This window comes from Microcoleus sp. MON1_C1 (genome assembly GCF_036701945.1).
GTDB lineage: Bacteria > Cyanobacteriota > Cyanobacteriia > Cyanobacteriales > Microcoleaceae > Microcoleus.
Genome location: NZ_JAUBRO010000025.1, coordinates 1 through 22,027 on the forward strand (window position 1 = coordinate 1; position 22,027 = coordinate 22,027).

Genomic DNA, 22,027 nt, shown 5'->3' on the forward strand with positions numbered 1-22,027 from the left:
TGCTAAATATAATCTTTTCAATTTTCCTAACTTGAAAAGATTTGATGCCTTTTCACAATTCATATAGGATTGCTATACTGTTGGACGAAAACCTCTCAGACCGAATTACTTAGAGAAGTATAGGTTTTTCTCCCGATTCTGTTCATGTCAAAACCTTAGGACTGACAAATACTGATGATGCAGAAATTTGGGAATATGCAACTACAAATGATTTTGTGATTGTTTCCAAATATTCTGACTTTCACCAACGGAGTTTACTTTACGGTCATCCTCCCAAATTTATTTATCTCCGTGTTGGCAATTGCTCAACATCTAAAATTGTTCAAATGCTACAAGAGGAAATCGACATCATTAGTCAGTTTGGAGATAGAGAAGCAAAAAGTATACTGGTATTGTCGTAGCATGAAACCAAGGGAGCAAAGACTGAGGATCTATCAACTTAAGGAATTTACAGGATGGAAGAAAATATCCAGCAAGTTAAGCTAATAAAAGTTGTTGATCTCGGCTGAATAATTTACTGAAAATGATGAAAGAAGACACTATCACAATCGTTGGTTTTCATGCACATATTTACTTCGACGCTGATAATCGCGATGCCGCAGCGCGTGTAAGAGAAGGATTGACTCAGTTTGAGGTGCAGCTTGGGCGTTGGCATGACAAACCCATTGGCCCCCACCCCCAAGCGATGTATCAAGTTGCATTTTTACCAGACGAGTTTGGCAAAGTGGTTCCCTGGTTAATGCTGAACCGTGAGGAGCTCGATATTCTCATTCACCCTGAAACAGGCGACGATGTGGCCGACCATACGAAACATTCTTTGTGGCTAGGAGAGAAACTAGAGTTGAATATCGAATTCCTGCGACCTAGGACAGCCAACGCAAGCTTCTGATCGATCTTCTTGCGCGCAACGTGAGGGCGAATCCACACTGACTTATCCCCGATAATAGATAATTAGCCGCCGATTTGAGACATAGTGCGGCTGTAATTTCCTTGAGTAGTTCCCGAATCCCGCTGCTTGAAATTAATCTCCGGTTTAATCTCTAATATGTGCCGCACTCGATCGCGCAATTCGCTTGTAGGAGTCCCACCACGCAGAGCAGTTTTTAAGTCAATTTGACCCGTTTCGTTCAGCAGACAAGGCCGCAGCCACCCGTCAGCAGACAAACGCATCCGGTTGCAGCGATCGCAAAAACACTCGGACATTTGGCTGATAAATCCCAAAGTACCCTTCGCCCCCGGAATTTGAAACACATCCGCCGGCCCATTTCCGCGAACACCCGACTCGGCTAACCCGTATTTGTCGTTAATTTGTTGCCGCAATTCGGCTGAAGCTACCCAACCTTTATCGCCAAATAAATCCCCATTCCCGATCGGCATAAACTCAATAAATCGAACGTGCCAATTCCGGTTAATTGTTAACGCCGCTAAATCCAATATTTCGCTGTCATTCACACCGGGAATTACCACAACATTCAGTTTCAGCGGGTCGAATCCAGCTTGATAAGCCGCTTGAATTCCCTCCCAAACCTGCGCCCACCGCGATCGTCCCCGACTGCCAATTATCTTGTCGAAAGTCTCCGGTTCCAGCGAATCCAAACTAATATTAATCCGGCGCAAACCAGCATTGTAGAGATTTTCCGCCATTCCCGCCAGCAAAAATCCGTTGGTTGTCATGGATAAATCTCGGGTTTCGGGCATTGAGGCGATCGACCTCACCAATTCCACCACCCCAGGCCGCAGCAGCGGTTCCCCACCAGTCAACCGAAACTTGGTAAATCCCACCGGTATAAAAACTTCCCGCAGCAGAGTTAGCAATTCCGAGTGAGTTAACAACTGCTGCTGCAATACATAGTCCAACTCGCTACCTTCCGGCATACAGTAGAGACAGCGGAAGTTGCAGCGGTCTATCAAGCTAATCCGAAGGTAGTCTACGGTATCCATGTCAATAGTTTGTAATATTATTTAATTATAAATGCTGACTCAATTTTCTGCAATTATCGGCCCTAGAGTAAATCTCTAGTCTAAAATCTATAATCTAAAATACAATTAATATCATCCAAAAAGGGATACAAGCCCCCAGCTCCCGGCTGTAGAGTAAATCTAAAATCTAAAATCTAAAATCTAAAATTGCTAAATTTATGTTTTTTGAATTTGAAGCTGATTTTGTCGAAGCTTTGCGCTGCATTCCGATGCAGGTACGTCTCAAGTTAGATACTTGCGGCATTAAATTGAAGTTGCAGGATTGGAATCATTTCAACCAAGCAGAACGGCAAAGTCTTGTAGAGTTACCTTGCTTGACAGAAGCAGAAATTATCGACTACCGAGAAAAACTAAATCAAATATTAATTCAACAGACAGGCAAACCGGGAACTGATTTGCCTGTTGATGAAAATCCCCCGTGGATGGATGCTGCAACTGTACCGGAGTCTGTTTCTGCAAAAGCGCAAGAGCTCGGCGTGACAATTTCTTTGGCCCAGTGGGCGAGTTTGCAGCCTCTACAGCGATTTGCTTTGATTAAGCTTAGTCGATCGAGCCACGAGAATAAAAACTTCATCCCCGCACTTCAAGAGTTTAAGGTTATTGAATAATATCGAGTTTTAATTGACTCTTCTAGGGCGCAGAGGGCGCAGAGTGCGAGAAGGGAGAGTCTGCTCATTTATTTGCCCGATCGTCCTCAGTTCTCACTCACTAAGTGAGACTTAGTTAGTGAGAAAAATAAAAACAATGTGTAAGAGAGTGCGGTCGGGCGGTGGGAGATGTAGGGTGAGGTCGATCGGACATTTAACCAGTTGAGATTTCCGAAGCCCCCAACACCAAAATCCAAAAAAAGCATTAATTTAATTTTAAGTATTGTTACCGCAGCGTGGTATGATTTTTCTGAGTTTGCAAAGCACTCGCCTGCTACCTGCATTAGTTTCTGAGCTTCGTGAACACGCAAAACACACCCACCGAACCCGCAGCAGCAAACGAGGATATTCCTCAAGCTGGCACAGTCTCGACAGTTTCGACAGCTTCGTCCGAGACTAGCAATCCCATGCAAGACTTTTATCGCCTCCAACAAGAGTTGTTGGCGTACACCCTTGCTTTTACGGCGATTATTTTTATCTCCGTTTGGATTTTTTACTCGCTCAATATTGCCCTGAATTATTTGCTTGGGGCGAGCACAGGTGTGGTTTACTTAAAGATGTTGGCTAGAGACGTTGAACGAATCGGCAGCCAAAATCAGCGCATCAGCAAGACAAGGCTCGGTGTGTTTTTAGCGGTGATGATAGTAGGAACACAGTGGAATCAGCTACAGATTTTACCGATATTTTTGGGATTTCTGACTTACAAAGCTGCGCTGTTGGTTTACGTGATCCGAAGTGCATTAGCACTAGACTACAGGTAGGTCAGGCAATTCGAGCAAAACTCAACTCATCGATTTGTATGGGGAAGCCCGTTGAATGGCAATGCTTGACGTTCTAAACACCTTTAATCGTTTCCCCCTCGCCAAATTGGAAGTTGGCCAGCAGTTGTACTGGCAACTCGGCAATCTGAAAGTGCACGGGCAGGTTTTTCTAACCTCGTGGTTTGTAATTGCTGTTTTAGTCGTAGTTTCGATTTTAGGAACCAGCAAAATCCAGCGAATTCCCAGCGGAATGCAAAATTTTATGGAGTATGCGCTGGAATTTATTCGGGACTTGGCTAAAAACCAAATTGGGGAAAAAGAATATCGCCCTTGGGTACCGTTTATTGGTACATTATTTCTGTTCATCTTTGTGTCAAACTGGTCTGGCGCTCTAATTCCTTGGAAGCTGATTAAGCTGCCATCAGGCGAATTGGGAGCTCCTACCGCTGACATCAACACGACGGTAGCATTTGCACTGCTGACTTCTCTAGCATATTTTTATGCAGGTCTCAGCAAAAGCGGCTTGGGGTATTTCGCCCACTATGTTGAACCGGTGCCTTTCATGTTGCCGTTCAAAATCATAGAAGATTTCACTAAGCCTCTGTCCCTAAGTTTCCGTTTGTTTGGCAACATTCTTGCGGACGAATTGGTGGTCGGAGTGCTAGTGTTGCTAGTGCCTTTATTTGTTCCTCTGCCAGTGATGGTTCTGGGACTATTTACCAGTGCAATTCAAGCTTTGATTTTTGCAACCTTAGCCGCAGCCTACATAGGTGAAGCTCTAGAAGGCGGTCACGGCGAAGAACACCACGATTAACTAACGATAAACGGCGAAGAATGAAGGAGGAAAAAGAAAATTTCTGAGCTCAAACTTCCTCCCGTCACATCGGACAATTCTGTAGACTTTCTGTTCTCAATTTTGTACTTTAGATAAGGAAAATCATCATGAACCCAACAGTTGCTGCCGCTTCCGTAATTGCCGCCGCTTTGGCAGTAGGTTTAGCTGCAATCGGCCCTGGCATCGGTCAAGGTAATGCAGCAGGTCAGGCTGTAGAAGGGATTGCCCGTCAGCCGGAAGCAGAAGGTAAAATTCGCGGCACCTTGCTGTTGAGTTTGGCGTTCATGGAAGCGCTCACAATTTACGGTTTGGTCGTAGCCCTAGTGCTGCTGTTTGCCAACCCCTTCGCATAATAATTGGAAATTTTAGATTTGAGGTTTTGGCGATTCTAATCCAAAATCTCAAATCTAAAATCGATTAAGCGAATTAGATGGAAGCCGTCAAAAAATCATGATGCACTGGACAGTATTACTAGCAGTTGAAGAAGCGGCTAAGGAAGGGGGACTGTTTGATCTAGATGCTACCCTGCCTCTGATGGCGGTGCAGTTTTTAATTCTAGTCGCAGTCTTGAATGTAATTTTTTACAAGCCGCTCAGCAAGTCAATTGACGATCGCGCCGATTACATTCGCAACACTCAAGTCTCCGCGCAAGAACGCTTGGCAAAAGCTCAGCAACTAGCGCAGCAGTACGAGCAAAAACTGGGAGAAACTCGCAAACAGTCTCAATCAGTAATTGCTGCTGCTCAAGCTGATGCCCAAAAAATTGGGGCAGCCAAAGTAGCTGAGGCTCAACAAGAAGCTCAAGTCGCGCGAGAAAAGGCTGGGCAAGAAATAGAGCAGCAAAAGCAAGAAGCAATGCGCTCACTAGAACAACAAGTAGACGCGCTCAGCGGCCAAATTCTCGAAAAGCTATTAGGGCAGTCGCTGGCCAAATAGCGAGACCGAAGAGTTTTAGATTTTTGATGGAATCTTAAATCTAAAATCGCTTCACCCAATCTGCACGCGCAATTATGGAAGAGTATCATGGGGACTGTTTTATTGCTAGCCACAGAAGCTAGCGGCGAAGGTGGTTTCGGTTTAAATTTCGATATTTTAGAAACCAACCTGATTAACCTGGTCATTATTATTGCAGTGCTGTTTTATTTCGGGCGCGGATTTGTAGGTAAAATCCTGACTGAGAGGCGTTCGGGCATCCAAGAGGCGATTCAAGAAGCAGAAAAACGCCAAAAAGATGCAGCAGCAGCTCTAGCAGAGCAACAGCAAAAATTGACTCAAGCGCAAGCAGAAGCGGAACGAATTCGGGCCGCTGCTGAAGAAACTGCCAAGAAAGCAAAAGAAGCAATTCTAGCTCAGGCAGCGCAAGACGTTGAAAGAATGAGAGCAACGGCAGGTCAAGAGTTGGAAGCAGAGCGGGAAAGAGCGATCGCCCAACTGCGATCGGCGGTTGTATCTCTGGCATTAGCAAAGGTGGAAAGCCAGCTAAAAACTAGCTTGGACGACAGCGCTCAACACCAATTAATCGATCGCAGCATTGCGTTACTGGGAGGCTAAAACGTGAGTACAGTCAGCACAGAAGTCTTACAGCCTTACGCATCTGCCTTGATGTCACTGGCTCAGTCCAGCAATCTCTCAGAGAAGTTCGGCGAAGACATTCGTTCCTTGCTGAGCCTGCTAGAAGGTTCGGAAGACTTGCGTCAATTTTTAGCCAATCCGCTGGTAAAACCGGATGCTAAAAAAGCCGTGATTCAGCAAATAGCGGGTGAAGAAATGAGCCCCTTGATGCACAGCTTTCTGAAGCTATTAGTAGACAAAGGAAGAATTCTTTTTTTAGAAGGAATTGGCAAACAATACTTGGCAAGGCTCCGAGAACTAAACCAAACAGTATTGGCTGAAGTTACATCGGCAGTCCCGCTTTCAGACGCTCAACAGCAGACTGTTCGCGAGAAAGTGCAGGCGATGACCAGCGCTAGAAGCGTAGAAATTGAAACCAAAATAGACGCAGATTTAATCGGCGGTGTGGTAATCAAAGTAGGCTCTCAAGTAATTGATGCCAGCCTGCGGGGACAATTGCGCCGTCTGGGACTTCGCTTGAATTCCTGATTTAAGGAAGCAGGAGGAAGGAAGAAGGAAGCAGGAAAAAGGAAGAAGGAAGAATCAAACAGGAAGCAGGAATAAATTAATTTCTGTTTTTGAGTTGTTAGTCCCAAATTCTTACTACCAAATCCCTATTCTTTCTTGCGGAAAACATCGACAGACAACTAACAACTGACAACTGACAAATAATAACTAACATGGCAGCAATCAGACCTGACGAAATTAGCAGCATTATTCGCCAGCAAATTGAGCAGTACGACCAAGACGTAAAAGTCTCTAACGTCGGTACTGTTCTGCAAGTAGGCGACGGTATTGCCCGGATTTATGGCTTGGATAAAGCCATGTCTGGGGAATTGCTAGAATTTGCCGACGGCACCGTGGGCATTGCACTGAACTTGGAAGAAGATAACGTCGGCGCAGTGCTGATGGGCCAAGGTTTGGGAATTCAAGAAGGTTCGGCAGTAACTGCTACTGGCAGAATTGCTGAAGTCCCCGTGGGTGAAGCAATGTTGGGACGGGTAGTTGATGCTTTGGCCCGTCCGATTGACGGCAAAGGAGAAATTAAAACTACTGAATCTCGCTTGATTGAATCTCCGGCACCGGGGATTGTTTCTCGCCGTTCTGTTTACGAACCCATGCAAACAGGAATTACCGCTATTGATGCGATGATTCCGGTGGGAAGAGGACAGCGGGAACTGATTATCGGTGACAGACAAACCGGTAAAACGGCGATCGCGATCGACACGATTATTAACCAAAAATCGGAAAACGTGATCTGCGTTTACGTGGCGATCGGTCAAAAAGCTTCTACAGTAGCTAACATCGTCAACGTCCTGCAAGAAAAGGGCGCGATGGACTACACGATCGTAGTAGCAGCCAACGCTAGCGACCCCGCAACCCTGCAATACTTGGCTCCCTACACAGGTGCTAGCTTAGCCGAGTATTTCATGTACAAAGGCAAGCACACTTTGGTCATTTACGATGACCTTTCCAAACAAGCACAAGCTTACCGCCAAATGTCTCTGTTGCTGCGCCGTCCTCCCGGTCGCGAAGCTTATCCCGGAGACGTGTTTTACCTGCACTCTCGCTTGCTAGAACGCGCTGCTAAATTGAGCGACGAGTTGGGCGAAGGCAGCATGACTGCTTTGCCGATTATCGAAACCCAAGCTGGTGACGTTTCTGCTTACATTCCGACGAACGTAATTTCGATTACCGACGGTCAAATCTTCCTTTCTTCTGACTTGTTTAACGCTGGTTTGCGTCCTGCAGTAAACCCCGGTATTTCAGTATCGCGGGTAGGTTCGGCAGCTCAAACTAAGGCGATGAAAAAAGTAGCCGGTAAGGTGAAATTGGAATTGGCGCAGTTTGAAGAACTGGCAGCATTTTCTCAGTTTGCTTCTGACTTGGATAAAGCTACTCAGAATCAATTGTCGCGCGGTCAGCGCTTGCGGGAACTGTTGAAACAGCCCCAAAGCTCGCCTCTGCCGATGAACGAACAAGTGGCTGTAATCTATGCCGGTATTAACGGTTATATGGATGACATTCCGGTCGAAAAAGTCAGCAAGTTTACTGTGGGTTTGCGCGACTATTTGCGGACTAGCAAGCCGAAGTACGGCGAAATTGTTCAAGGCGGAAAAGCTTTGACTGATGAAGCTGAAAAGCTGCTGAAAGAAGGCATCACTGAATACAAGCAAAGTTTTCTAGTTTCTGCGTAGTAGACAAGTAGGAATTTTGAACCGCAGATGAACGCGGATTAACGCAGGTAATCTGAAGTTAATCTGCGTTACTCTGCGTTAATCGGCGGTTTTAATTAAGAAGATGCGGGCAAGGATGTAAGGAGAAAGTTATGGCAAATCTGAAAACTATTCGCGATCGCATTAAGTCGGTCAAGAACACTAAAAAGATTACAGAAGCGATGCGTTTGGTGGCCGCTGCAAAGGTGCGCCGGGCTCAAGAACAGGTGACTGCTACTCGGCCTTTTGCCGATCGATTGGCAGAGGTATTGTACGGTTTGGCGGAACGCTTGCAGTTTGAAAACCTGGATTTGCCGCTGCTGAAAAAACGCGAAGTGCGATCGGTGGGACTGTTGGTAGTTTCGGGCGATCGGGGTTTGTGTGGCGGCTACAACAGCAACATCATCAAATACGCCGAAAATCGCGCTAAGGAAATCAAAGCTGAAGGCTTAGACTACAAATACGTGTTGGTAGGACGCAAAGCTACTCAGTATTTCCAGCGCCGCGAACAGCCGATCGATGCTACTTACGCTAACTTGGAACAAATTCCCACAGCACCGGAAGCGGCACAAATTGCTGACGAATTGCTTTCCTTGTTCCTGTCGGGAACTGTGGACAGGGTTGAGCTAGTTTACACCAAGTTTGTGTCGCTAATTAGTTCGCGTCCGGTAATTCAAACTTTGCTGCCCCTTGACCCCCAAGGTTTGGAAACTCCCGATGATGAAATCTTCCGCTTGACATCGCAAGGCGGACAGTTTCAAGTATCGCGCGAGAAGGTTGCTTCACCTACGAAGAGTTTGCCCAGGGACATGATTTTCGAGCAAGATCCGGCGCAAATTCTGGAGGCTCTTTTGCCCTTGTATTTGAACAACCAATTGCTGCGGGCTTTGCAAGAGTCTGCTGCTAGCGAGTTGGCTGCGCGGATGACTGCGATGAACAATGCTAGTGAGAATGCTAGCGATTTGATCCGTAGTTTGACGCTGACTTATAACAAGGCGCGGCAAGCAGCAATTACTCAGGAAATCCTAGAAGTTTCCGGCGGTGCTGAGGCTTTGAAGGGTTAGGTTAGGGTTGACAATTTGTTGATTTTATGGTAGGCGTCTGAGGGAACTCAGGCGCTTTTTTTAAAATATTTCGGCTGCACGAGCTTTCATCTCTGATAGAGTCGAAGTATTGAACGCGATTGTGCGATCGTCTTTAAAAAAATGACTAAAAAAATCTGGATTGTCTACAAAACTGAAAGCATGAGTGCTCCGGGCTGGGAAGAACGTCAGCTTATGCCGAGGGGCAGTCTCACTAATATACTTTGGGAAAATTGGACTTGGGAAGAAAACCCAGAAATTCCTCAAGTAGGGGACAAAACCCGCGATTATGAAAATCTATCTGACCCCGGTAATGGAGTCACCCACGGGAAAGATGGAGATTGGGTAGTTACTCGCGTTCAGCAGTTTTCTGCTTCCGATACTGAGGAGCGAATTGTGGTGTGTTACTGTTCTTACCAACCTGTTACATCTGATTGGGAAGCGCTACAACAAAGCGAGTCTGTCAATCAGATGCTAGCAACTGTCGAGTAATATTGACTGGATAATTAGTTCGTAAAAGCGATCGCCTATTCCTGCACAATCTCATACAAATCTTCTATCGACAAATCAAAAGTCCTCGCCAACTTGTGCAAGGCTGTCACATCAACTGTTGCTAATCCGGGCGATCGGGCATAGGTTCTGAGGGTACTGTAGACTACGCCCGATCGTTCTGAAACTTCTTTGATCGTCCAGCCTTTCTCAGCAGCCAACTCTCGAACCCTCAATCTAATTAAACCCATTGACAAAAAACTAGATTTACTCTGGGATAAAATTTTATCGTAAAAAGCGATCGCTCACTCCTGCACAATTTCCACCAAGTCTTCAATCATTACATCAAAGGTGCGAGCCAATTTGTGTATAGAAATAAAGTCAATGGTTGACACTCCCGGACAGCGGGCGTAGTGTCTGACGGTGCTGTAAATTACTCCCGATCGTTCTGAAACTTCTTTCAGCGTCCAGCCTTTCTCGCTAGCTAGTTCTCTGACTTTTAACCTGACTAAACCCATACTTGACAAATGATGGTGTACCATCATCGGATAGTTTTATCCCAAAAAGCGATCGCCTACTCTTTGACGACCTCAACCAAATCTTCCACCATCACGTCAAAAGTACGTGCCAACTTCAGCAGACAAGTAAAATCAACCATTGCCATTCCCGGAGAACGTGAATAGGTGGTGAGTGTGCTGTAAATGACTCCCGATCGCTCAGAAACCTCTTTGATCGTCCAGCCTTTCTCAGCAGCAAATTCTTTAACCCGCAATCTAATTAAACCCATTGACAAAAAACTAGATTTAGTTTTTAATAAAAATATCGTAAAAAGCGATCGCTCCCAGGTCTGGAAAACTAAAAAGCGATCGCCTATCCAAATTCAATCCCTTTACAAAAGTTTGTACTCTTTACAAAGGATTTGCTTAACATCATGTTAACAAAATTTTCGCGAAAATCAACCCCCAGACACAGATTGAGCCGGTTTGTGACGAAAGAGGCGATCGCGCGGCTGCTGAAAATCAAGGTAGAACAAATATATCGCTTCGAGTGCTGGGCGCATATCCTGTACGTGCACGCTAAAGGGATGAGTCGGTTTGTGAGTTATGCCGACTTTCCGCCTGTTTTGGGAGTGGAATCGCCCTCTGGTTTAGATTTTGGTTATTGGAAGCGCCGGATAGCGAGTCAGAAGGAGAGACACGCGCCGGATTTTTGGGTGGATTTCTATGCGGCGAGATTTCAGAAAGCTGTTTGTGTTTCTGAATTGTTCGACTGGGGGCGAGTGGTGGGAGTGATTAAATTTATGTTGCCGAAAATAGCAGTTGAATCGCTGCGAAAGGTTTATGCACAAGAGAAATCTCTGCTGGAAAATTTCTAAATTAGTCCTAGACGCACGGGTGGTTAGAAACCAGGTTTTTTGACGAGAAGATGCGTTACAGCCCGCAGATACGGTAAACACTTCGGCTTCGATCAGTGCTGTGGTTGTGATGTGTCCAGGAATGTAAATGCTCTTGTTTCTCCTACGCCAAACCCTGCGACACAAACCCCGCCCAATAATGGGGACTGACAAACGGCAATTCTTGCCGACAAAGCCAGTCTAAACGCAATCGCACATTTTTGACAATTTCTGCTTGTTTTTCTCCTTTTTGTTGCTCAAAATAATCCTCTAACAGGGGTTGATATTTACTAGATAACTCATCACCTGTCAAGTTTCGTAGCTTAAATTGTGCTTTTTGCAGGGCTTGCGAGCGGCTATTATCCTGCTTTTCCTGATAGTATAAAATGCAAAATAAAGCGGTTGCTAAATCATCTACAGCCCACAAGGTACTGACCACATTTCGCGCACCCGCACAGAGGAAACCGCTAGCAATGGAGAGCGGGTCGTCGGTAATTTGGGTAAAGGTTAAATTGGTTTCGCAGCAGGAGAGGAACACTTCGGCTAAGTCGGTAAATCTCCAGGTAAAAACACGGCCGAGGTTGATATCGCCATCAAATAAATGCAGTTTTGATTCTAGGGAATTATTCAGATCGGCACTGGCGTGATGGCTGGAATGAAGGACTTGCACTTGGTTGAGTAAGTTGTGGTAGTTGCCGATCGTCGCTTGCTCATATTCGAGGCGGGAATTTTTATCAATTTGGTGCATTATTGCCAGGGTTTCGCACTCGTAGCCAGTGAAAACGAGGTCGCCTGTGGCATTTTCTACGATTCCCATTGTCGCAGGTTTGAGGTTGCCTCGCTGGTGGCAAAAGTTGAGAATTTGGCAACTGGGAACGATGCGGAGGCGGAATTTATCGCTGAGGTATTCGGGTTGTTTTTGGGGCTGGGTTTTGGCAGGGGTGAGTGTGGGTTTGCTGAGAGGTTTTAAGCCGCGTGTTCTGTCGGAGGCTGTATTGCTGTGGGGAATAGGACTGTTATTTAAAGGTAAGGCAGCAAAGGGGATTTGATGCAGGTACAGGTGAGGGATGATAATCAGTTCTTGAATGCCGTTGAGATGTTGGGAAATTAGTTGATTAATTTGCAGGCGGTTAGCGAGTTCTGGGAGAAATTCACCCATTTGATTTTTCCATGCGGTTTTGTTTTCGACATAAGGCCTTAACCAGTTGTTCAATAGCCAATTTTGCAAGGTTTCAAGTCCTTGACCTTCGCAGGTGTGGAGTTTGGTTGCTTGACTTTGGCGCAAGATGAAAATGTGGGTATGCTCAGCAGTGGTGTAAAAATTGAGGATGGCGGTTTCGGCATCGGGAATTAAGGCTTGCATCTGGTAGAAACTGAGGGGGGCTGGTTGCAATTGAGCCGCCAAAACTTGGTCTTTGCTGCGAATTTTTAGCCAAGCTTTCTGTTTTTCATCTTCTAATTCTTTAATCTTTTGGATGATACCGTCGCCGTTGGGGGTTGGTTGGCGAGTGGCGGCGATCGCTTTTGTACCGTCATTTTCAGAAATACGCAAGCGATCGCTTTGTTGTTGCAGGCGATAGTATGCTTCGACTTCGGGGGGAATTTCGCCTTGGGGGTAGAGGTCTTTGCTGGCGAATAAGTCGGCGAGGTGGCGCGATCGGGAACGATCGGCGGTTTCGACGGCTCGATCGTATTGTTTGAGGTTGATGTAGCATTGGACGGCGTTGGCGTAAACGGAGATGGCTTCTGCAATGATTTTTTGGCGGCGATCGTCGGTGGTTGAACCTTTGCGGAGTTGTTCGACTGCTTTTATGGCGGGTTCGTATCCTTCTAATGCGAGATGCCAGTCGCCTTTGGTAAAGCCGATGTTACCGAGGTTTCGACCGGCTGCGAAGCATTCGGGTGGCATAGTTTCGGGTATGGCAATTTTGAGGCTGTCTTGATAGTTCTTAATGGCTTTCTCTGGTTGCTGCAATCGGCGGTAAACTATGCCGATGTTGTTAAGAGAATTCGCTTCCCCTTGGCAATTTTTGATTTCCCGTTTAATAGCTAAAGACTGTTCGTGATAATCAATCGCTCGTTCATATTCTCCCAGAGAGTCGTAAGCAATGCCTAAACCTCCCAGAGAACTTGCTTCCCCTTGACGGTTTTTGATTTCCCGTTCAATAGCTAAAGACTTGTAGTAGAAAGCGATGGCTCGTTCATATTCTTCCAGAGAATAGTAAGCATTGCCTAAACTTCCCAGAGAACTTGCTTCCCCTTGACGGTTTTTGATTTCCCGACTAATAGCTAAATGCTGTTCGTGGAAACCGATCGCTCGTTCATATTCTCCCAGGGAATAGTAAGCCTTGCCTAAATTTCCCAGAGAAGTTGCTTCCCCTTGACGGTTTTTGATTTCCCGACTAATGGCTAAATGCTGTTCGTGGAAACCGATCGCTCGTTCATATTCTCCCAGAGAATAGTAAGCATTGCCTAAATTTCCCAGAGAACCTGCTTCCCCAAGGGGGTCTTTGATCTCCTGCCTAATAGCTAAAGACTGTTTGTGGTAATCAATCGCTCGTTCATATTCTCCCAGAGAATGGTAAGCAATGCCTAAACCTGCGAGAGAACTTGCTTCCCCTTGACGGTTTTTGATCTCCTGAAAAATTGCTAAAGACTTTTCGTAGAAAGCGATCGCTCGTTCAATTTGTCCTAAAGAATAGTAAGCATTACCTAAAGCTGCTATAGAACTTGCTTCCCCTTGACGGTTTTTGATCTCCTGAAAAATTGCTAAAGATTGTTCATGATAATCAATCGCTCGTTCATATTCTCCCAGAAAGTCGTAAGCAGTGCCTAAACCTCCCAGAGAACTTGCTGCCCCTTGACGGTTTTCGATCTCCTGAAAAATGGCTAAAGACTTTTCGTAGAAAGCGATACCTCGTTCATTTTGTCCCAGAGAGCGGTAAGAATTGCCTAAACTTCCCAGAGAACTTGCTTCCCCTTGACGGTTTTTGATCTCCTGAAAGATGGCTAAAGACTTTTCGTGGAAAGCAATCGCTCGTTCATATTCTCCCAGAGAGTCGTAAGCAGTGCCTAAACCTCCCAGAGAACTTGCTTCCCCAAAGCGGTTTTTGATTTCCCGACTAATAGCTAAATGCTGTTCGTGGAAACTGATCGCTCGTTCATATTCTCCTAGATAGTAGTAAGCAATGCCTAAACCTCCTAGAGAACTTGCTTCCCCTTCGCCGTATTTAATTTCCCGACTAATGGCTAAAGACTTTTCGTAAACAGCGATCGCTTGTTCGTATTCTCCCAGAGAACAGTAAGTAATGCCTAAATTTCCGAAAGAACTCGCTTCCCCTTGACGATCGTGAATAGCTTGATAAATGATAAGGGATTGTTGCCAACATTGAAAAGCGACGAAAATGTGGCTAATGTAATATTGCTCGGTGCCCCAATTTAATAAAATATCGCCTGTCTGTTTTCTGATTGCCGTTGGCTGATGATCCTTACCGAGAAACTTACCCAATTCTAAGGCAATGTTAGTTAAAAAGTTAGCCTCATTTTGGTTGCCATCATCAAATTGTTTGGCAACTGCGATTATCGTTGCCAAAAGTCCGGGATCGAGTAAGTCGGAGTGTGCGTTTAAGATTTGCGATTCTTCCCCTTTAGAAGATTTGAGCAGTTTTTGGATGAGTTGCCAATAGGCGGCGCTGCGATTTTCGTACATTGTTGTTTTCCTCTCTTCTCTGTGATTTTTTTTAGGGTTTCCAACTCCAATTAGGCAGTTTTCACCACCTCAAAGCTTTGATAAAACACTTGCCAATTATCTTGTTTTGCCAATTGTTCAAATAACTCTTTAAGCCGTTCAGCATTCCATTCCGGTAAAGCTTCCTCTTCACGGGGAATCAACCAAGGTAAACTCACAGGCTTCTCCACAGCAATTGCTAAAAACTCCTCCTTTACCAGTTTCCCAAACTTAAAATTTGTCTTGCTCTCATCTTGATCTGCCCAAGAATCTTTTTGAGGCAGCAAAATGGGCGGTTTCTCGATAATAGGATGCGGTGCATAGGCAGAAGATGGACAAAGCAAAAATTCCCCATCTTGGCTGCGATTTAACAACAGCAATTGAAAATTATCAAATTCTAAATCAATTACCATCCAAAGCGACTTTTCTGCGGGAATCGTTGGCGTAATTTTCTGCACCGCAGGGGGAGGCGGGGGCAAAATGACGGCTCTAGTTCCCCTTTGCACAGATGCCATTTCCTCTTTGGTTAAAAACTGTAGCCAATTGGGAGGGGATTTAGCTTTTTCCTGCAAAATTTGCCAGCCATTTTTATCAAGCCACCGCAGGTATTTATGATGCCACAGCCAATCATAAACGACTTCCCAAGTACCTTTTTCTCCCTTTTTTCCATTTAGTAAGCTATCAACATCAACCCCATCGGTTCTCATTTCCGCTTCATATAGACCTGAAATTGCTTTTTTGTGTTCGGTTTCTAATCTCCCTACCATTGCACTCACAATATTTTGCACCGTTGTGCCGATTGAACTTACATAATTTACACCTCCAAGAAGAGGATCTTTTGGCATTAAGTTTTCAGCAATTTCTTTGTGTTGAACTGCAATAGGGCGATTTTTATCGAAGCGCAGTGGGAAAAATAATGACTCTCTATCATTAAACGCCGGCTGCGTTTTCATTTCTGCGGCAATGTCGTCAAGAAACTTTTTTTGTTCAGGAGTCATCGGGATACCTCTGATTATGCAACGAGCGAGAAACATGGTTTCAGAAACCTCTCTTTCAACCTAGCACATCCCTAGCAGAAAGAAAAGGCACTCAAATCATCAAACTATTTCAAATATTTAGACTATTTAAACTAAATAAAATCTAAAAAATAACTTCCTATAAAAACAACTACGTCAAGGGTATTGCCCACTATGCCAACTTTTTTATAGTGAAACTATGAACCTTGAATTTTAACCAAAAGGAAGTTGATTATGAAGCTGGCACAAGCGCAAAAAAGATTCAATCCCTACGCCACTGTAACTGGGCTTGCCGAAGTCTTAGCAACCGAAAAAGATTGCCTACACGCATTATGGCAACGAACTCACTATCAATTTGAAAAACAACCGAGTACCTATGACCCCTCAGAACATGAAGAAAAGCTGATTCAACGAGCAGTACAACTGCAAAAGGAAGGTTTCACCGTCTATGTTGAAAATCAAAATTCCTTCAAATATAAAGGTCAAACCTTTGATATCTGCGTTGCCGGCAGGCCAGACATTATTGCTATCAAAGATGATTGGGCTGTTGTCGAAGATATCAAAACCGGCAAGCGCAAAGATTCACATAAAATGCAAGTGCTCCTCTATATGTCAATGTTGCCCTTCGCGCCCGAAACCAAAAATCTGTTTAAAGGTCACATTCCGCACGGGCGCTTAGTTTATCGAGATGGCATTTTAGATATTCCCAAGTGGTATGTTAATGAGCAATTTAGACAGCGTTTGCAGCAGTTAATTGCCATGCTTTGTAATTCTCAACCTCCCAACCCAAAACCTAGCGATTGGGAATGTCGCTATTGTAAGGTTCCCTCTGCGTGCTGTTCTGTAAAAATGAGCCGAGAAACTAATTTATTTGCATAAGTCGATCGCCGGAAATACCCGTAATGCCGACAACCGATAGGTTAAAAGCTGTCGCTATTAGAAGCAAGTCAGCCTACGTTGCTCGGCCTGACGGCGTTACAGTATAATTTCAGCAGTGTCGGTCAAAGTGCGATCGGCAAGGGCGATCGGTCATAATAGTAACAAGTAAGTTTACTAAAAGCGAATAAATAACTATGGTGACTGCTACTGCTGCACAGAAGAATTTTACTTTAGAAGACTTCATGGCTAATCCCCCCGACAACATGGAAGGGGTGGACGGACAACTCGTGGAGAAAAATGGAGCCACCCTCAAGCATGGTAAAATTCAATCAAGCCTGGGTTGTGCTTGGGCAAATTACATGATTTCCAGCAAACAAGGAGGAGAAGTTTATATTTCACCACCTTGCCGCACTAACCAACAAATTCGCCGCCCAGATGTCGCTTATCTCACACCAGAATTAGTTGCACAATTTGGCAATCTTGCCACTTTACCCCAAAGTTTACCCGTAGTTGCCGAAATAGTTTCACCCACCGATATCGCTGAAGATGTCTTTCTAAAAGCACAGGAATATTTAGAATCTAACTGTCAGGAAGTCTAGCTAGTTTTTCCCGAAAGTCGTTTAATATTTGTCCTGACTCAAAATCAAATATTGACATTTAGATCCGGCGATACCGTCCGCACCCAACAAATCCTGATCGGTTTTAGCATCAATGTCGATCGCTTGCTAGCTTAAACTCAATTCTACAACCTTTCATGTAGCAGCACGCGACACAAAACTCTCCTCTACCCGCTGCACCAGTTCTGAAATCAAATTGCTACAATATGTTTAAGACTCCTCAGTCCGCCTTCGCGGACTTCGTTTGTAGAGCATCGGAATTCTATTCGGTGGTATTGAATTAATATCCCACCCTTATCGGAGCAAACCGCCATGTCAGACGACTTTTCCTTAGACGAGCTTTTAAATAGAAGTTACTACGCCTTCAAAGAGGCAGAAAACCAAGTGGGACAGTGCAATGTTTTAGTCATCGGCAAAACCGGCGTCGGCAAAAGTACCCTAATAAATTCCGTTTTTCGCCAACGCTTAGCAGAAACCGGAGTCGGCCGCCCCATCACTCAAGGCATTCGCCAATATACCAAACCGAATTGCCCAATTACAGTCTACGATACTCCGGGACTCGAACTCAACGCCGAACAAATTAAAGTTATTCAATTAAACGTTGCTCAACTAATTGAAGACCAAAGACTCCTGCACCCCAAAGAACACATTCACGTCATCTGGTACTGCATCAATCACAGCGCCAATAGAATAGAATCTGTGGAAGAATACTGGCTAAAAGAAATGGAAGTCAAAGATGTACCAGTTCTTTTAGTGCTGACTCAGACGACATCTAAAAAGCCGGGCGAGTTTTTCAAGCAACTGGAACACATGAATTTACCAGTCAGTCAAATCATCCCCGTCATGGCTGAGCCAGAAGAAATTGATGAAGATTATACAGTAAAATCTCACGGTTTAGATAAGTTGGTAGATGCAACTTTTCAACTGCTGCCGGAAGTTGCTAAAAAAGCTTTTGTTAAAGAACAAATTGCCAATATTGCGCTCAAATCCGATATGGCATTTAAGTATCTAAGTGCTTATGTTGCAGGTTCTGCAATTGTCGGTGCGACTCCTGTACCGTTTGCTGATGCGCCGATTTTGATGGCCATGCAAACGGCAATGATTGCTAATATTACTGTGATTTTTGGAATGCCCTTTGATAAGGGCTTTATTTCGGCAATGCTGTCTGCTATTAGCGGCACAGGCGGGGTTACTGCTGTTGGCAGAAGTATTGTTACTAATTTGATTAAACTGATTCCGGGTGCGGGTACTGTTGTCGGCGGTGCTATCTCCGGTGCAACGGCAGCAGCTCTCACGCTTGCCCTCGGTTTGGCTTACATTGAGGTGCTTAAAGCTTATATGAAAGCTCAAGTTAATGGGGAACAACTTTCTTTGCAGCAGTTGACAAATATGTTTGTGGAATTGTACAAGGATTATGCTAGTTCGGGGCGTAAAACTTTGAAGGATGAGAAACCGGATCAACCTAAACCTCCCAATCAAATTAATATTGATTAGATGGGGAATTGGTAATAGGGAAGTGGTAGAATATAGAGGGTTTTCGCAAGTCCAGTCACTGCACCGATCGCAAAAAGCACTACAATATCAGTGAATTCTGCAAAAGGAAGTAAATGGCTATGGTAATGGCTGCCGTTTTATCAGAAAATGTTTCTCTAGAAGACTTTATGGCTAATCCCCCCGAGTGCATGGAATGGGTGGACGGGCAAATCGCGGAGAAAAATGGCATGACAGTAAAACACAGTCGAATCCAATCTAGACTAGATCGTTCTTGGGGAAATTACAAAGATTCTAGCGGACAGGGAGGCGAGGTTTATGTCGAAGTTCCTTGTGCTACTGACAGGCGAGTGCGCCGTCCTGATGTAGCTTATCTGACTCCTGAACTTGTTGCTCAATTTGGCGATGTTCCTACTTTGCCTCAAAGTCCGCCGTTAATTGCTGAAATAGTTTCTCCCACTGATAGTGCGGAAGAGATTTTTCTTAAAGCACAAGAGTATTTAGATTCGGGTTGTCTGGAAGTTTGGATAGTTTTTCCAGAAAGTCGCTGGATATTGATCGTGACTCAAACTCAAAAGTTAACCTTTAACCAGGGTTCTACCATCAGCACTCAGTTAGTGCTGGCGGGTTTTAGTGTTGCTGTTGAGGAGTTGTTGGCTTGAAGGCAAAAATTAGTTACGTATAAGTGCTTTCTGGCCGAGTTCGCCCGTAATCCTCGTGATAATTTGTGAATAAGTCATTGACAAAATGCCACTCGCCCCAGGCAATTAATAAAAATTTTTAGCAATAAAAAGTGCAGTTGTAAAGTTGCACAAAATCACCAAGAGCGGTAAAATACTCATTGCTTTGTTTGCAAATTTACCGTAAATTCCAATTGGGAATTAAAACCAATCATTGAAATATGTCTAAGACTTACACTGTTGAATTGATCCACCAAGGCTCTACCTATACCGTAGAAGTGCCCGAAGATAAACAAATTCTGCAGGTGGCCAACGCTGCGGGCATTGATCTGCCTAACTCTTGCAATGCGGGGGTTTGTACTACTTGCGCTGCTAAAGTTATTGAGGGTGAAGTTGAGCAAGTTGATTGCATGGGCGTCAGTCCGGAACTTCAGGCAGAAGGTTATGTGTTGCTGTGCATTGCTTATCCCCGATCGAACTTGAAGATAGAAACCGAAAAAGAAGACATTGTGTACGATCGCCAATTCGGTAAATCCTAGGACTAAGCTAAAATTTACCTAAGTACCGTTAGCGGTAAAACCACTATGGATCGCCCTATGACCACCCATTTCATTTCCGCAGAAGTTGACCTCCACGATACCGCCGAGCAACTGCACTCGGCTATTGAAATTGAACTGCAAAAGCACGGCGAACCCCTGCGCTGGGCCGTCACAGATGTGGATGTCGATCGGCAAAAGGCTGTGGTAGAAGGCTACGTGCTCGTGGAAGCATCCCCCGCAACATCGTGAACCCCCGCCCTTTGACAGTGGTTTTGATAGTCCCCACAGGCGTAGGAGCCTCCATTGGTGGGTTTGCAGGAGATGCGCTGCCGGTGGCTAGGGCGATCGCCCAAATTTCAGACACCCTGATCACTCACCCCAACGTCCTCAACGGCGCTCAACTTTATTGGCCGATACCTAACGCTCTCTACGTTGAAGGTTACGCCCTTGACAAATTTGCTGCCGGATGCTGGGGACTGCAACCGGTACATCAAAATCGCATCGGCTTAATCCTCGATTCCGCGATCGAACCAGACTTGCAGTTGCGCCACTTGCAAGCCGTTGATGCTGCTAGAGCGACATTGGGTTTGAATATAACTGATTGTGTTTTAACCGATCGCCCTCTGCAAGTAGAATTGCGTATTTCTGAATCAGGGGCATCCTGGGGGACGATCGGCAATCCAGACAGTTTATTGCGCGCTGCAGAAAAATTAATCAAACAAGCAAGAGTAGAGGCGATCGCAGTTGTAGCCAGATTTCCCGACGATGAAGGCAGCCTCGCCCTCGAAAACTACCGCCGCGGCAAAGGAGTTGACCCCCTCGCCGGCGCGGAAGCTGTCATCAGCCACCTCGTCGTCAGGACGTTTAAAATCCCGTGCGCCCACGCCCCCGCGCTGTCTGCGCTTCCCCTCGATCCGCACCTGTCCCCGCGATCTGCTGCTGAGGAAATCGGCTATACTTTCCTACCTTGCGTGCTTGCCGGCCTCAGCAAAGCTCCCCAATTGGTAGCGCCAGAAAGCCAGCAGCACAATCAATTATCAATTACCGCCGATCAAGTCGATGCGGTGGTGATACCCGCCACAGCCTGCGGCGGCAGTGCTATTCTGAGTTTGAGTGGGCGATCGTCGGTACAAATCATTGCTGTGGGGGACAACAAAACCCAGATGCAGGCGACTCCAGAAAAACTCGGAATCAAAGCTTTGCAGGTAAACTCATATTTAGAGGCGATCGGAGTTTTGGTCGCTTTGCGGGCCGGCATCAGTCCAGCTTCCTTGGGTGCAGACATCTCCTCCCTGCGTTGTTTGTCTGACTAAACTCAACAAATCTAAAATCTCAAACCTCAAATCTAAAAGTGATTAAGTGGCAGAAAAACTTCCCCAAAATCCTGAAATTGAACCCTTGACGCGCACCCAAGTTTTAATAGCAATGGGCGTGACAGCAATTATGTTGCTGGCGGTAGCTAAATTGTGGTTGCTATTTGGATCGGTATCACTTTTGCCAGTCAAATTGATAGGAATCGACTTGCTCAAAGGATGTGCGCTCGGGCTGGCAATTACAGCCGGTAGTGCGATCGTTTATCACCTTTGGCCGGGTTATCGCCGGAGTGCAGACGTTTACTTGGAAGTAGTTCTCAAACCTTTGTTTTGGCCGGATTTGATTTGGCTGGGACTGCTGCCGGGACTTAGCGAAGAATTGCTATTTCGAGGCGTGATGCTGTCGGCTTTAGGATTGAATGTTACCAGTTTAGTTTTATCGAGTTTTTGTTTCGGTATTCTGCACTTGGGAGGCATGGATCAGTGGCCTTATGCTGTTTGGGCAACGGCTGTCGGATTGCTGTTGGGTTACAGCGTTTTAGCTACTGGGAATTTGTTAGTGCCTATTACGGCTCATATCTGTACGAATTTGATTTCTAGCTGTGTTTGGAAGTGGGAACACAATGCGGTGAAGCGGTAGATCGATCGCACTATAATATTGAGGTCGGGGCGGGTTCACCCGTATCTCTGCTTAATAACCAAAGTATTTTTAAACCCGCCCCCACCCAGCGACAAAATTTTATTAGGGTCA

At 45.4% G+C, this 22,027-nt stretch carries 27 protein-coding genes; 21 read left to right on the forward strand and 6 right to left on the reverse strand.

Translation table 11 applies throughout. From position 1 onward, the window contains the following. Positions 1 to 119: 119 nt before the first annotated feature. Both QUA62_RS15605 and QUA62_RS15610 read left to right on the forward strand, forming a co-directional pair. Entirely contained in the window at positions 120 to 401 is a 282-nt protein-coding gene (locus QUA62_RS15605) for a DUF5615 family PIN-like protein (RefSeq protein WP_333405362.1), read from the forward strand. A gap of 122 nt (positions 402 to 523) precedes the next feature. After that, entirely contained in the window at positions 524 to 889 is a 366-nt protein-coding gene (locus QUA62_RS15610; protein WP_333405241.1) for a DOPA 4,5-dioxygenase family protein, read from the forward strand. A gap of 62 nt (positions 890 to 951) precedes the next feature. On the opposite strand, the gene moaA is transcribed toward QUA62_RS15610, so the two are convergent. After that, on the reverse strand, positions 952 to 1,941 hold the full coding sequence (gene moaA / locus QUA62_RS15615) for a GTP 3',8-cyclase MoaA (protein ID WP_333405243.1): 990 nt from the start codon (positions 1,939 to 1,941) through the stop codon (positions 952 to 954). A 197-nt stretch (positions 1,942 to 2,138) separates the two neighbouring features. Between moaA and QUA62_RS15620 the strand changes: the two genes are divergently transcribed. The 10 genes from QUA62_RS15620 (at position 2,139) to QUA62_RS15665 (ending at position 9,624) form a co-directional block, all read left to right on the forward strand. After that, complete coding sequence (locus tag QUA62_RS15620) at positions 2,139 to 2,588, forward strand: nitrate reductase associated protein (RefSeq protein ID WP_333405245.1); 450 nt, start codon at positions 2,139 to 2,141, stop codon at positions 2,586 to 2,588. Positions 2,589 to 2,926: 338 nt separating this feature from the next. Then, on the forward strand, positions 2,927 to 3,388 hold the full coding sequence (locus tag QUA62_RS15625) for an ATP synthase subunit I (RefSeq protein ID WP_006631103.1): 462 nt from the start codon (positions 2,927 to 2,929) through the stop codon (positions 3,386 to 3,388). A 55-nt stretch (positions 3,389 to 3,443) separates the two neighbouring features. After that, positions 3,444 to 4,202, forward strand: coding sequence for a F0F1 ATP synthase subunit A (gene atpB, locus QUA62_RS15630; protein ID WP_242717111.1), 759 nt, complete (start codon positions 3,444 to 3,446; stop codon positions 4,200 to 4,202). Positions 4,203 to 4,330: 128 nt separating this feature from the next. Continuing rightward, a complete protein-coding gene (atpE, locus tag QUA62_RS15635; RefSeq protein WP_006631105.1) occupies positions 4,331 to 4,576 on the forward strand; it encodes an ATP synthase F0 subunit C in 246 nt (81 codons plus the stop codon). Between the two features lie 97 nt (positions 4,577 to 4,673). Continuing rightward, on the forward strand, positions 4,674 to 5,159 hold the full coding sequence (locus QUA62_RS15640) for a F0F1 ATP synthase subunit B' (protein WP_242717123.1): 486 nt from the start codon (positions 4,674 to 4,676) through the stop codon (positions 5,157 to 5,159). A gap of 87 nt (positions 5,160 to 5,246) precedes the next feature. Further along, positions 5,247 to 5,774: a F0F1 ATP synthase subunit B gene (locus QUA62_RS15645; RefSeq protein WP_006631107.1), complete on the forward strand. Its 528-nt coding sequence runs from the start codon at positions 5,247 to 5,249 to the stop codon at positions 5,772 to 5,774. Between the two features lie 3 nt (positions 5,775 to 5,777). Continuing rightward, the gene (gene atpH / locus QUA62_RS15650; RefSeq protein WP_333405247.1) at positions 5,778 to 6,323 is read left to right on the forward strand and encodes an ATP synthase F1 subunit delta; all 546 of its coding nucleotides are present in this window, start codon (positions 5,778 to 5,780) and stop codon (positions 6,321 to 6,323) included. Positions 6,324 to 6,514: 191 nt separating this feature from the next. After that, positions 6,515 to 8,032, forward strand: a complete 1,518-nt coding sequence (gene atpA / locus QUA62_RS15655; protein ID WP_333286687.1) for a F0F1 ATP synthase subunit alpha — start codon at positions 6,515 to 6,517, stop codon at positions 8,030 to 8,032. Positions 8,033 to 8,163: 131 nt separating this feature from the next. Further along, positions 8,164 to 9,114, forward strand: a complete 951-nt coding sequence (locus QUA62_RS15660) for a F0F1 ATP synthase subunit gamma (RefSeq protein ID WP_190657380.1) — start codon at positions 8,164 to 8,166, stop codon at positions 9,112 to 9,114. Positions 9,115 to 9,255: 141 nt separating this feature from the next. Further along, on the forward strand, positions 9,256 to 9,624 hold the full coding sequence (locus QUA62_RS15665; protein WP_333405249.1) for a hypothetical protein: 369 nt from the start codon (positions 9,256 to 9,258) through the stop codon (positions 9,622 to 9,624). Positions 9,625 to 9,659: 35 nt separating this feature from the next. Here QUA62_RS15665 and QUA62_RS15670 read toward each other — a convergent pair whose 3' ends face one another. Genes QUA62_RS15670 through QUA62_RS15680 form a run of 3 tightly spaced genes read right to left on the reverse strand, consistent with a single transcriptional unit; the run spans position 9,660 to position 10,408 of the window. Next, positions 9,660 to 9,872 (reverse strand): helix-turn-helix transcriptional regulator, encoded by a 213-nt coding sequence (locus QUA62_RS15670; protein WP_333210174.1) that lies wholly within the window; start codon positions 9,870 to 9,872, stop codon positions 9,660 to 9,662. Positions 9,873 to 9,926: 54 nt separating this feature from the next. After that, positions 9,927 to 10,139 (reverse strand): helix-turn-helix domain-containing protein, encoded by a 213-nt coding sequence (locus QUA62_RS15675; RefSeq protein ID WP_190735550.1) that lies wholly within the window; start codon positions 10,137 to 10,139, stop codon positions 9,927 to 9,929. 56 nt (positions 10,140 to 10,195) lie between these two features. After that, the gene (locus tag QUA62_RS15680) at positions 10,196 to 10,408 is read right to left on the reverse strand and encodes a helix-turn-helix domain-containing protein (protein ID WP_006631112.1); all 213 of its coding nucleotides are present in this window, start codon (positions 10,406 to 10,408) and stop codon (positions 10,196 to 10,198) included. A 144-nt stretch (positions 10,409 to 10,552) separates the two neighbouring features. Between QUA62_RS15680 and QUA62_RS15685 the strand changes: the two genes are divergently transcribed. After that, the gene (locus tag QUA62_RS15685) at positions 10,553 to 10,996 is read left to right on the forward strand and encodes a hypothetical protein (protein WP_333405251.1); all 444 of its coding nucleotides are present in this window, start codon (positions 10,553 to 10,555) and stop codon (positions 10,994 to 10,996) included. Between the two features lie 142 nt (positions 10,997 to 11,138). Here QUA62_RS15685 and QUA62_RS15690 read toward each other — a convergent pair whose 3' ends face one another. Beyond that, positions 11,139 to 14,723 carry a tetratricopeptide repeat protein gene (locus QUA62_RS15690; RefSeq protein ID WP_333405253.1) on the reverse strand — a complete coding sequence of 1,195 codons (3,585 nt, stop codon included), beginning with the start codon at positions 14,721 to 14,723 and terminating at the stop codon, positions 11,139 to 11,141. 50 nt (positions 14,724 to 14,773) lie between these two features. Then, entirely contained in the window at positions 14,774 to 15,739 is a 966-nt protein-coding gene (locus tag QUA62_RS15695) for a hypothetical protein (protein WP_333405256.1), read from the reverse strand. Positions 15,740 to 15,991: 252 nt separating this feature from the next. Between QUA62_RS15695 and QUA62_RS15700 the strand changes: the two genes are divergently transcribed. From QUA62_RS15700 to QUA62_RS15735, 8 genes are all read left to right on the forward strand, one after another. Then, complete coding sequence (locus QUA62_RS15700) at positions 15,992 to 16,636, forward strand: PD-(D/E)XK nuclease family protein (protein ID WP_333405258.1); 645 nt, start codon at positions 15,992 to 15,994, stop codon at positions 16,634 to 16,636. Between the two features lie 194 nt (positions 16,637 to 16,830). Continuing rightward, a complete protein-coding gene (locus QUA62_RS15705) occupies positions 16,831 to 17,235 on the forward strand; it encodes a Uma2 family endonuclease (protein ID WP_333405260.1) in 405 nt (134 codons plus the stop codon). 330 nt (positions 17,236 to 17,565) lie between these two features. Beyond that, the gene (locus QUA62_RS15710) at positions 17,566 to 18,747 is read left to right on the forward strand and encodes a GTPase (RefSeq protein WP_333405262.1); all 1,182 of its coding nucleotides are present in this window, start codon (positions 17,566 to 17,568) and stop codon (positions 18,745 to 18,747) included. 119 nt (positions 18,748 to 18,866) lie between these two features. Next, the gene (locus QUA62_RS15715; RefSeq protein ID WP_333405364.1) at positions 18,867 to 19,406 is read left to right on the forward strand and encodes a Uma2 family endonuclease; all 540 of its coding nucleotides are present in this window, start codon (positions 18,867 to 18,869) and stop codon (positions 19,404 to 19,406) included. A gap of 239 nt (positions 19,407 to 19,645) precedes the next feature. Then, positions 19,646 to 19,963: a 2Fe-2S iron-sulfur cluster-binding protein gene (locus QUA62_RS15720; RefSeq protein ID WP_190740251.1), complete on the forward strand. Its 318-nt coding sequence runs from the start codon at positions 19,646 to 19,648 to the stop codon at positions 19,961 to 19,963. Positions 19,964 to 20,020: 57 nt separating this feature from the next. Next, positions 20,021 to 20,212 carry a hypothetical protein gene (locus QUA62_RS15725; protein ID WP_333076025.1) on the forward strand — a complete coding sequence of 64 codons (192 nt, stop codon included), beginning with the start codon at positions 20,021 to 20,023 and terminating at the stop codon, positions 20,210 to 20,212. Continuing rightward, positions 20,209 to 21,276, forward strand: a complete 1,068-nt coding sequence (locus QUA62_RS15730; RefSeq protein WP_333405264.1) for a DUF3326 domain-containing protein — start codon at positions 20,209 to 20,211, stop codon at positions 21,274 to 21,276. The genes QUA62_RS15725 and QUA62_RS15730 overlap by 4 nt, the downstream gene beginning before the upstream one ends. Before the next feature lie 46 nt (positions 21,277 to 21,322). Beyond that, complete coding sequence (locus QUA62_RS15735) at positions 21,323 to 21,916, forward strand: CPBP family intramembrane glutamic endopeptidase (protein ID WP_333405266.1); 594 nt, start codon at positions 21,323 to 21,325, stop codon at positions 21,914 to 21,916. Positions 21,917 to 22,027 lie beyond the last annotated feature (111 nt).

Excerpts from the sequence above, each read along its gene's own strand:
- QUA62_RS15660 (WP_190657380.1), top strand. The coding sequence starts at position 8,164 with ATGGCAAATCTGAAAACTATTCGCGATCGCATTAAGTCGGTCAAGAAC.
- atpE (WP_006631105.1), top strand. The coding sequence starts at position 4,331 with ATGAACCCAACAGTTGCTGCCGCTTCCGTAATTGCCGCCGCTTTGGCA.
- QUA62_RS15620 (WP_333405245.1), top strand. The coding sequence starts at position 2,139 with ATGTTTTTTGAATTTGAAGCTGATTTTGTCGAAGCTTTGCGCTGCATT.
- QUA62_RS15690 (WP_333405253.1), bottom strand. The coding sequence starts at position 14,723 with ATGTACGAAAATCGCAGCGCCGCCTATTGGCAACTCATCCAAAAACTG.
- QUA62_RS15725 (WP_333076025.1), top strand. The coding sequence starts at position 20,021 with ATGACCACCCATTTCATTTCCGCAGAAGTTGACCTCCACGATACCGCC.
- QUA62_RS15640 (WP_242717123.1), top strand. The coding sequence starts at position 4,674 with ATGATGCACTGGACAGTATTACTAGCAGTTGAAGAAGCGGCTAAGGAA.
- QUA62_RS15715 (WP_333405364.1), top strand. The coding sequence starts at position 18,867 with ATGGTAATGGCTGCCGTTTTATCAGAAAATGTTTCTCTAGAAGACTTT.
- QUA62_RS15675 (WP_190735550.1), bottom strand. The coding sequence starts at position 10,139 with ATGGGTTTAGTCAGGTTAAAAGTCAGAGAACTAGCTAGCGAGAAAGGC.
- QUA62_RS15665 (WP_333405249.1), top strand. The coding sequence starts at position 9,256 with ATGACTAAAAAAATCTGGATTGTCTACAAAACTGAAAGCATGAGTGCT.
- QUA62_RS15645 (WP_006631107.1), top strand. The coding sequence starts at position 5,247 with ATGGGGACTGTTTTATTGCTAGCCACAGAAGCTAGCGGCGAAGGTGGT.
- QUA62_RS15680 (WP_006631112.1), bottom strand. The coding sequence starts at position 10,408 with ATGGGTTTAATTAGATTGCGGGTTAAAGAATTTGCTGCTGAGAAAGGC.
- QUA62_RS15705 (WP_333405260.1), top strand. The coding sequence starts at position 16,831 with ATGGTGACTGCTACTGCTGCACAGAAGAATTTTACTTTAGAAGACTTC.
- QUA62_RS15720 (WP_190740251.1), top strand. The coding sequence starts at position 19,646 with ATGTCTAAGACTTACACTGTTGAATTGATCCACCAAGGCTCTACCTAT.
- QUA62_RS15670 (WP_333210174.1), bottom strand. The coding sequence starts at position 9,872 with ATGGGTTTAATTAGATTGAGGGTTCGAGAGTTGGCTGCTGAGAAAGGC.
- QUA62_RS15610 (WP_333405241.1), top strand. The coding sequence starts at position 524 with ATGATGAAAGAAGACACTATCACAATCGTTGGTTTTCATGCACATATT.
- QUA62_RS15700 (WP_333405258.1), top strand. The coding sequence starts at position 15,992 with ATGAAGCTGGCACAAGCGCAAAAAAGATTCAATCCCTACGCCACTGTA.
- QUA62_RS15710 (WP_333405262.1), top strand. The coding sequence starts at position 17,566 with ATGTCAGACGACTTTTCCTTAGACGAGCTTTTAAATAGAAGTTACTAC.
- moaA (WP_333405243.1), bottom strand. The coding sequence starts at position 1,941 with ATGGATACCGTAGACTACCTTCGGATTAGCTTGATAGACCGCTGCAAC.
- QUA62_RS15695 (WP_333405256.1), bottom strand. The coding sequence starts at position 15,739 with ATGACTCCTGAACAAAAAAAGTTTCTTGACGACATTGCCGCAGAAATG.
- QUA62_RS15685 (WP_333405251.1), top strand. The coding sequence starts at position 10,553 with ATGTTAACAAAATTTTCGCGAAAATCAACCCCCAGACACAGATTGAGC.
- atpA (WP_333286687.1), top strand. The coding sequence starts at position 6,515 with ATGGCAGCAATCAGACCTGACGAAATTAGCAGCATTATTCGCCAGCAA.
- atpB (WP_242717111.1), top strand. The coding sequence starts at position 3,444 with ATGGCAATGCTTGACGTTCTAAACACCTTTAATCGTTTCCCCCTCGCC.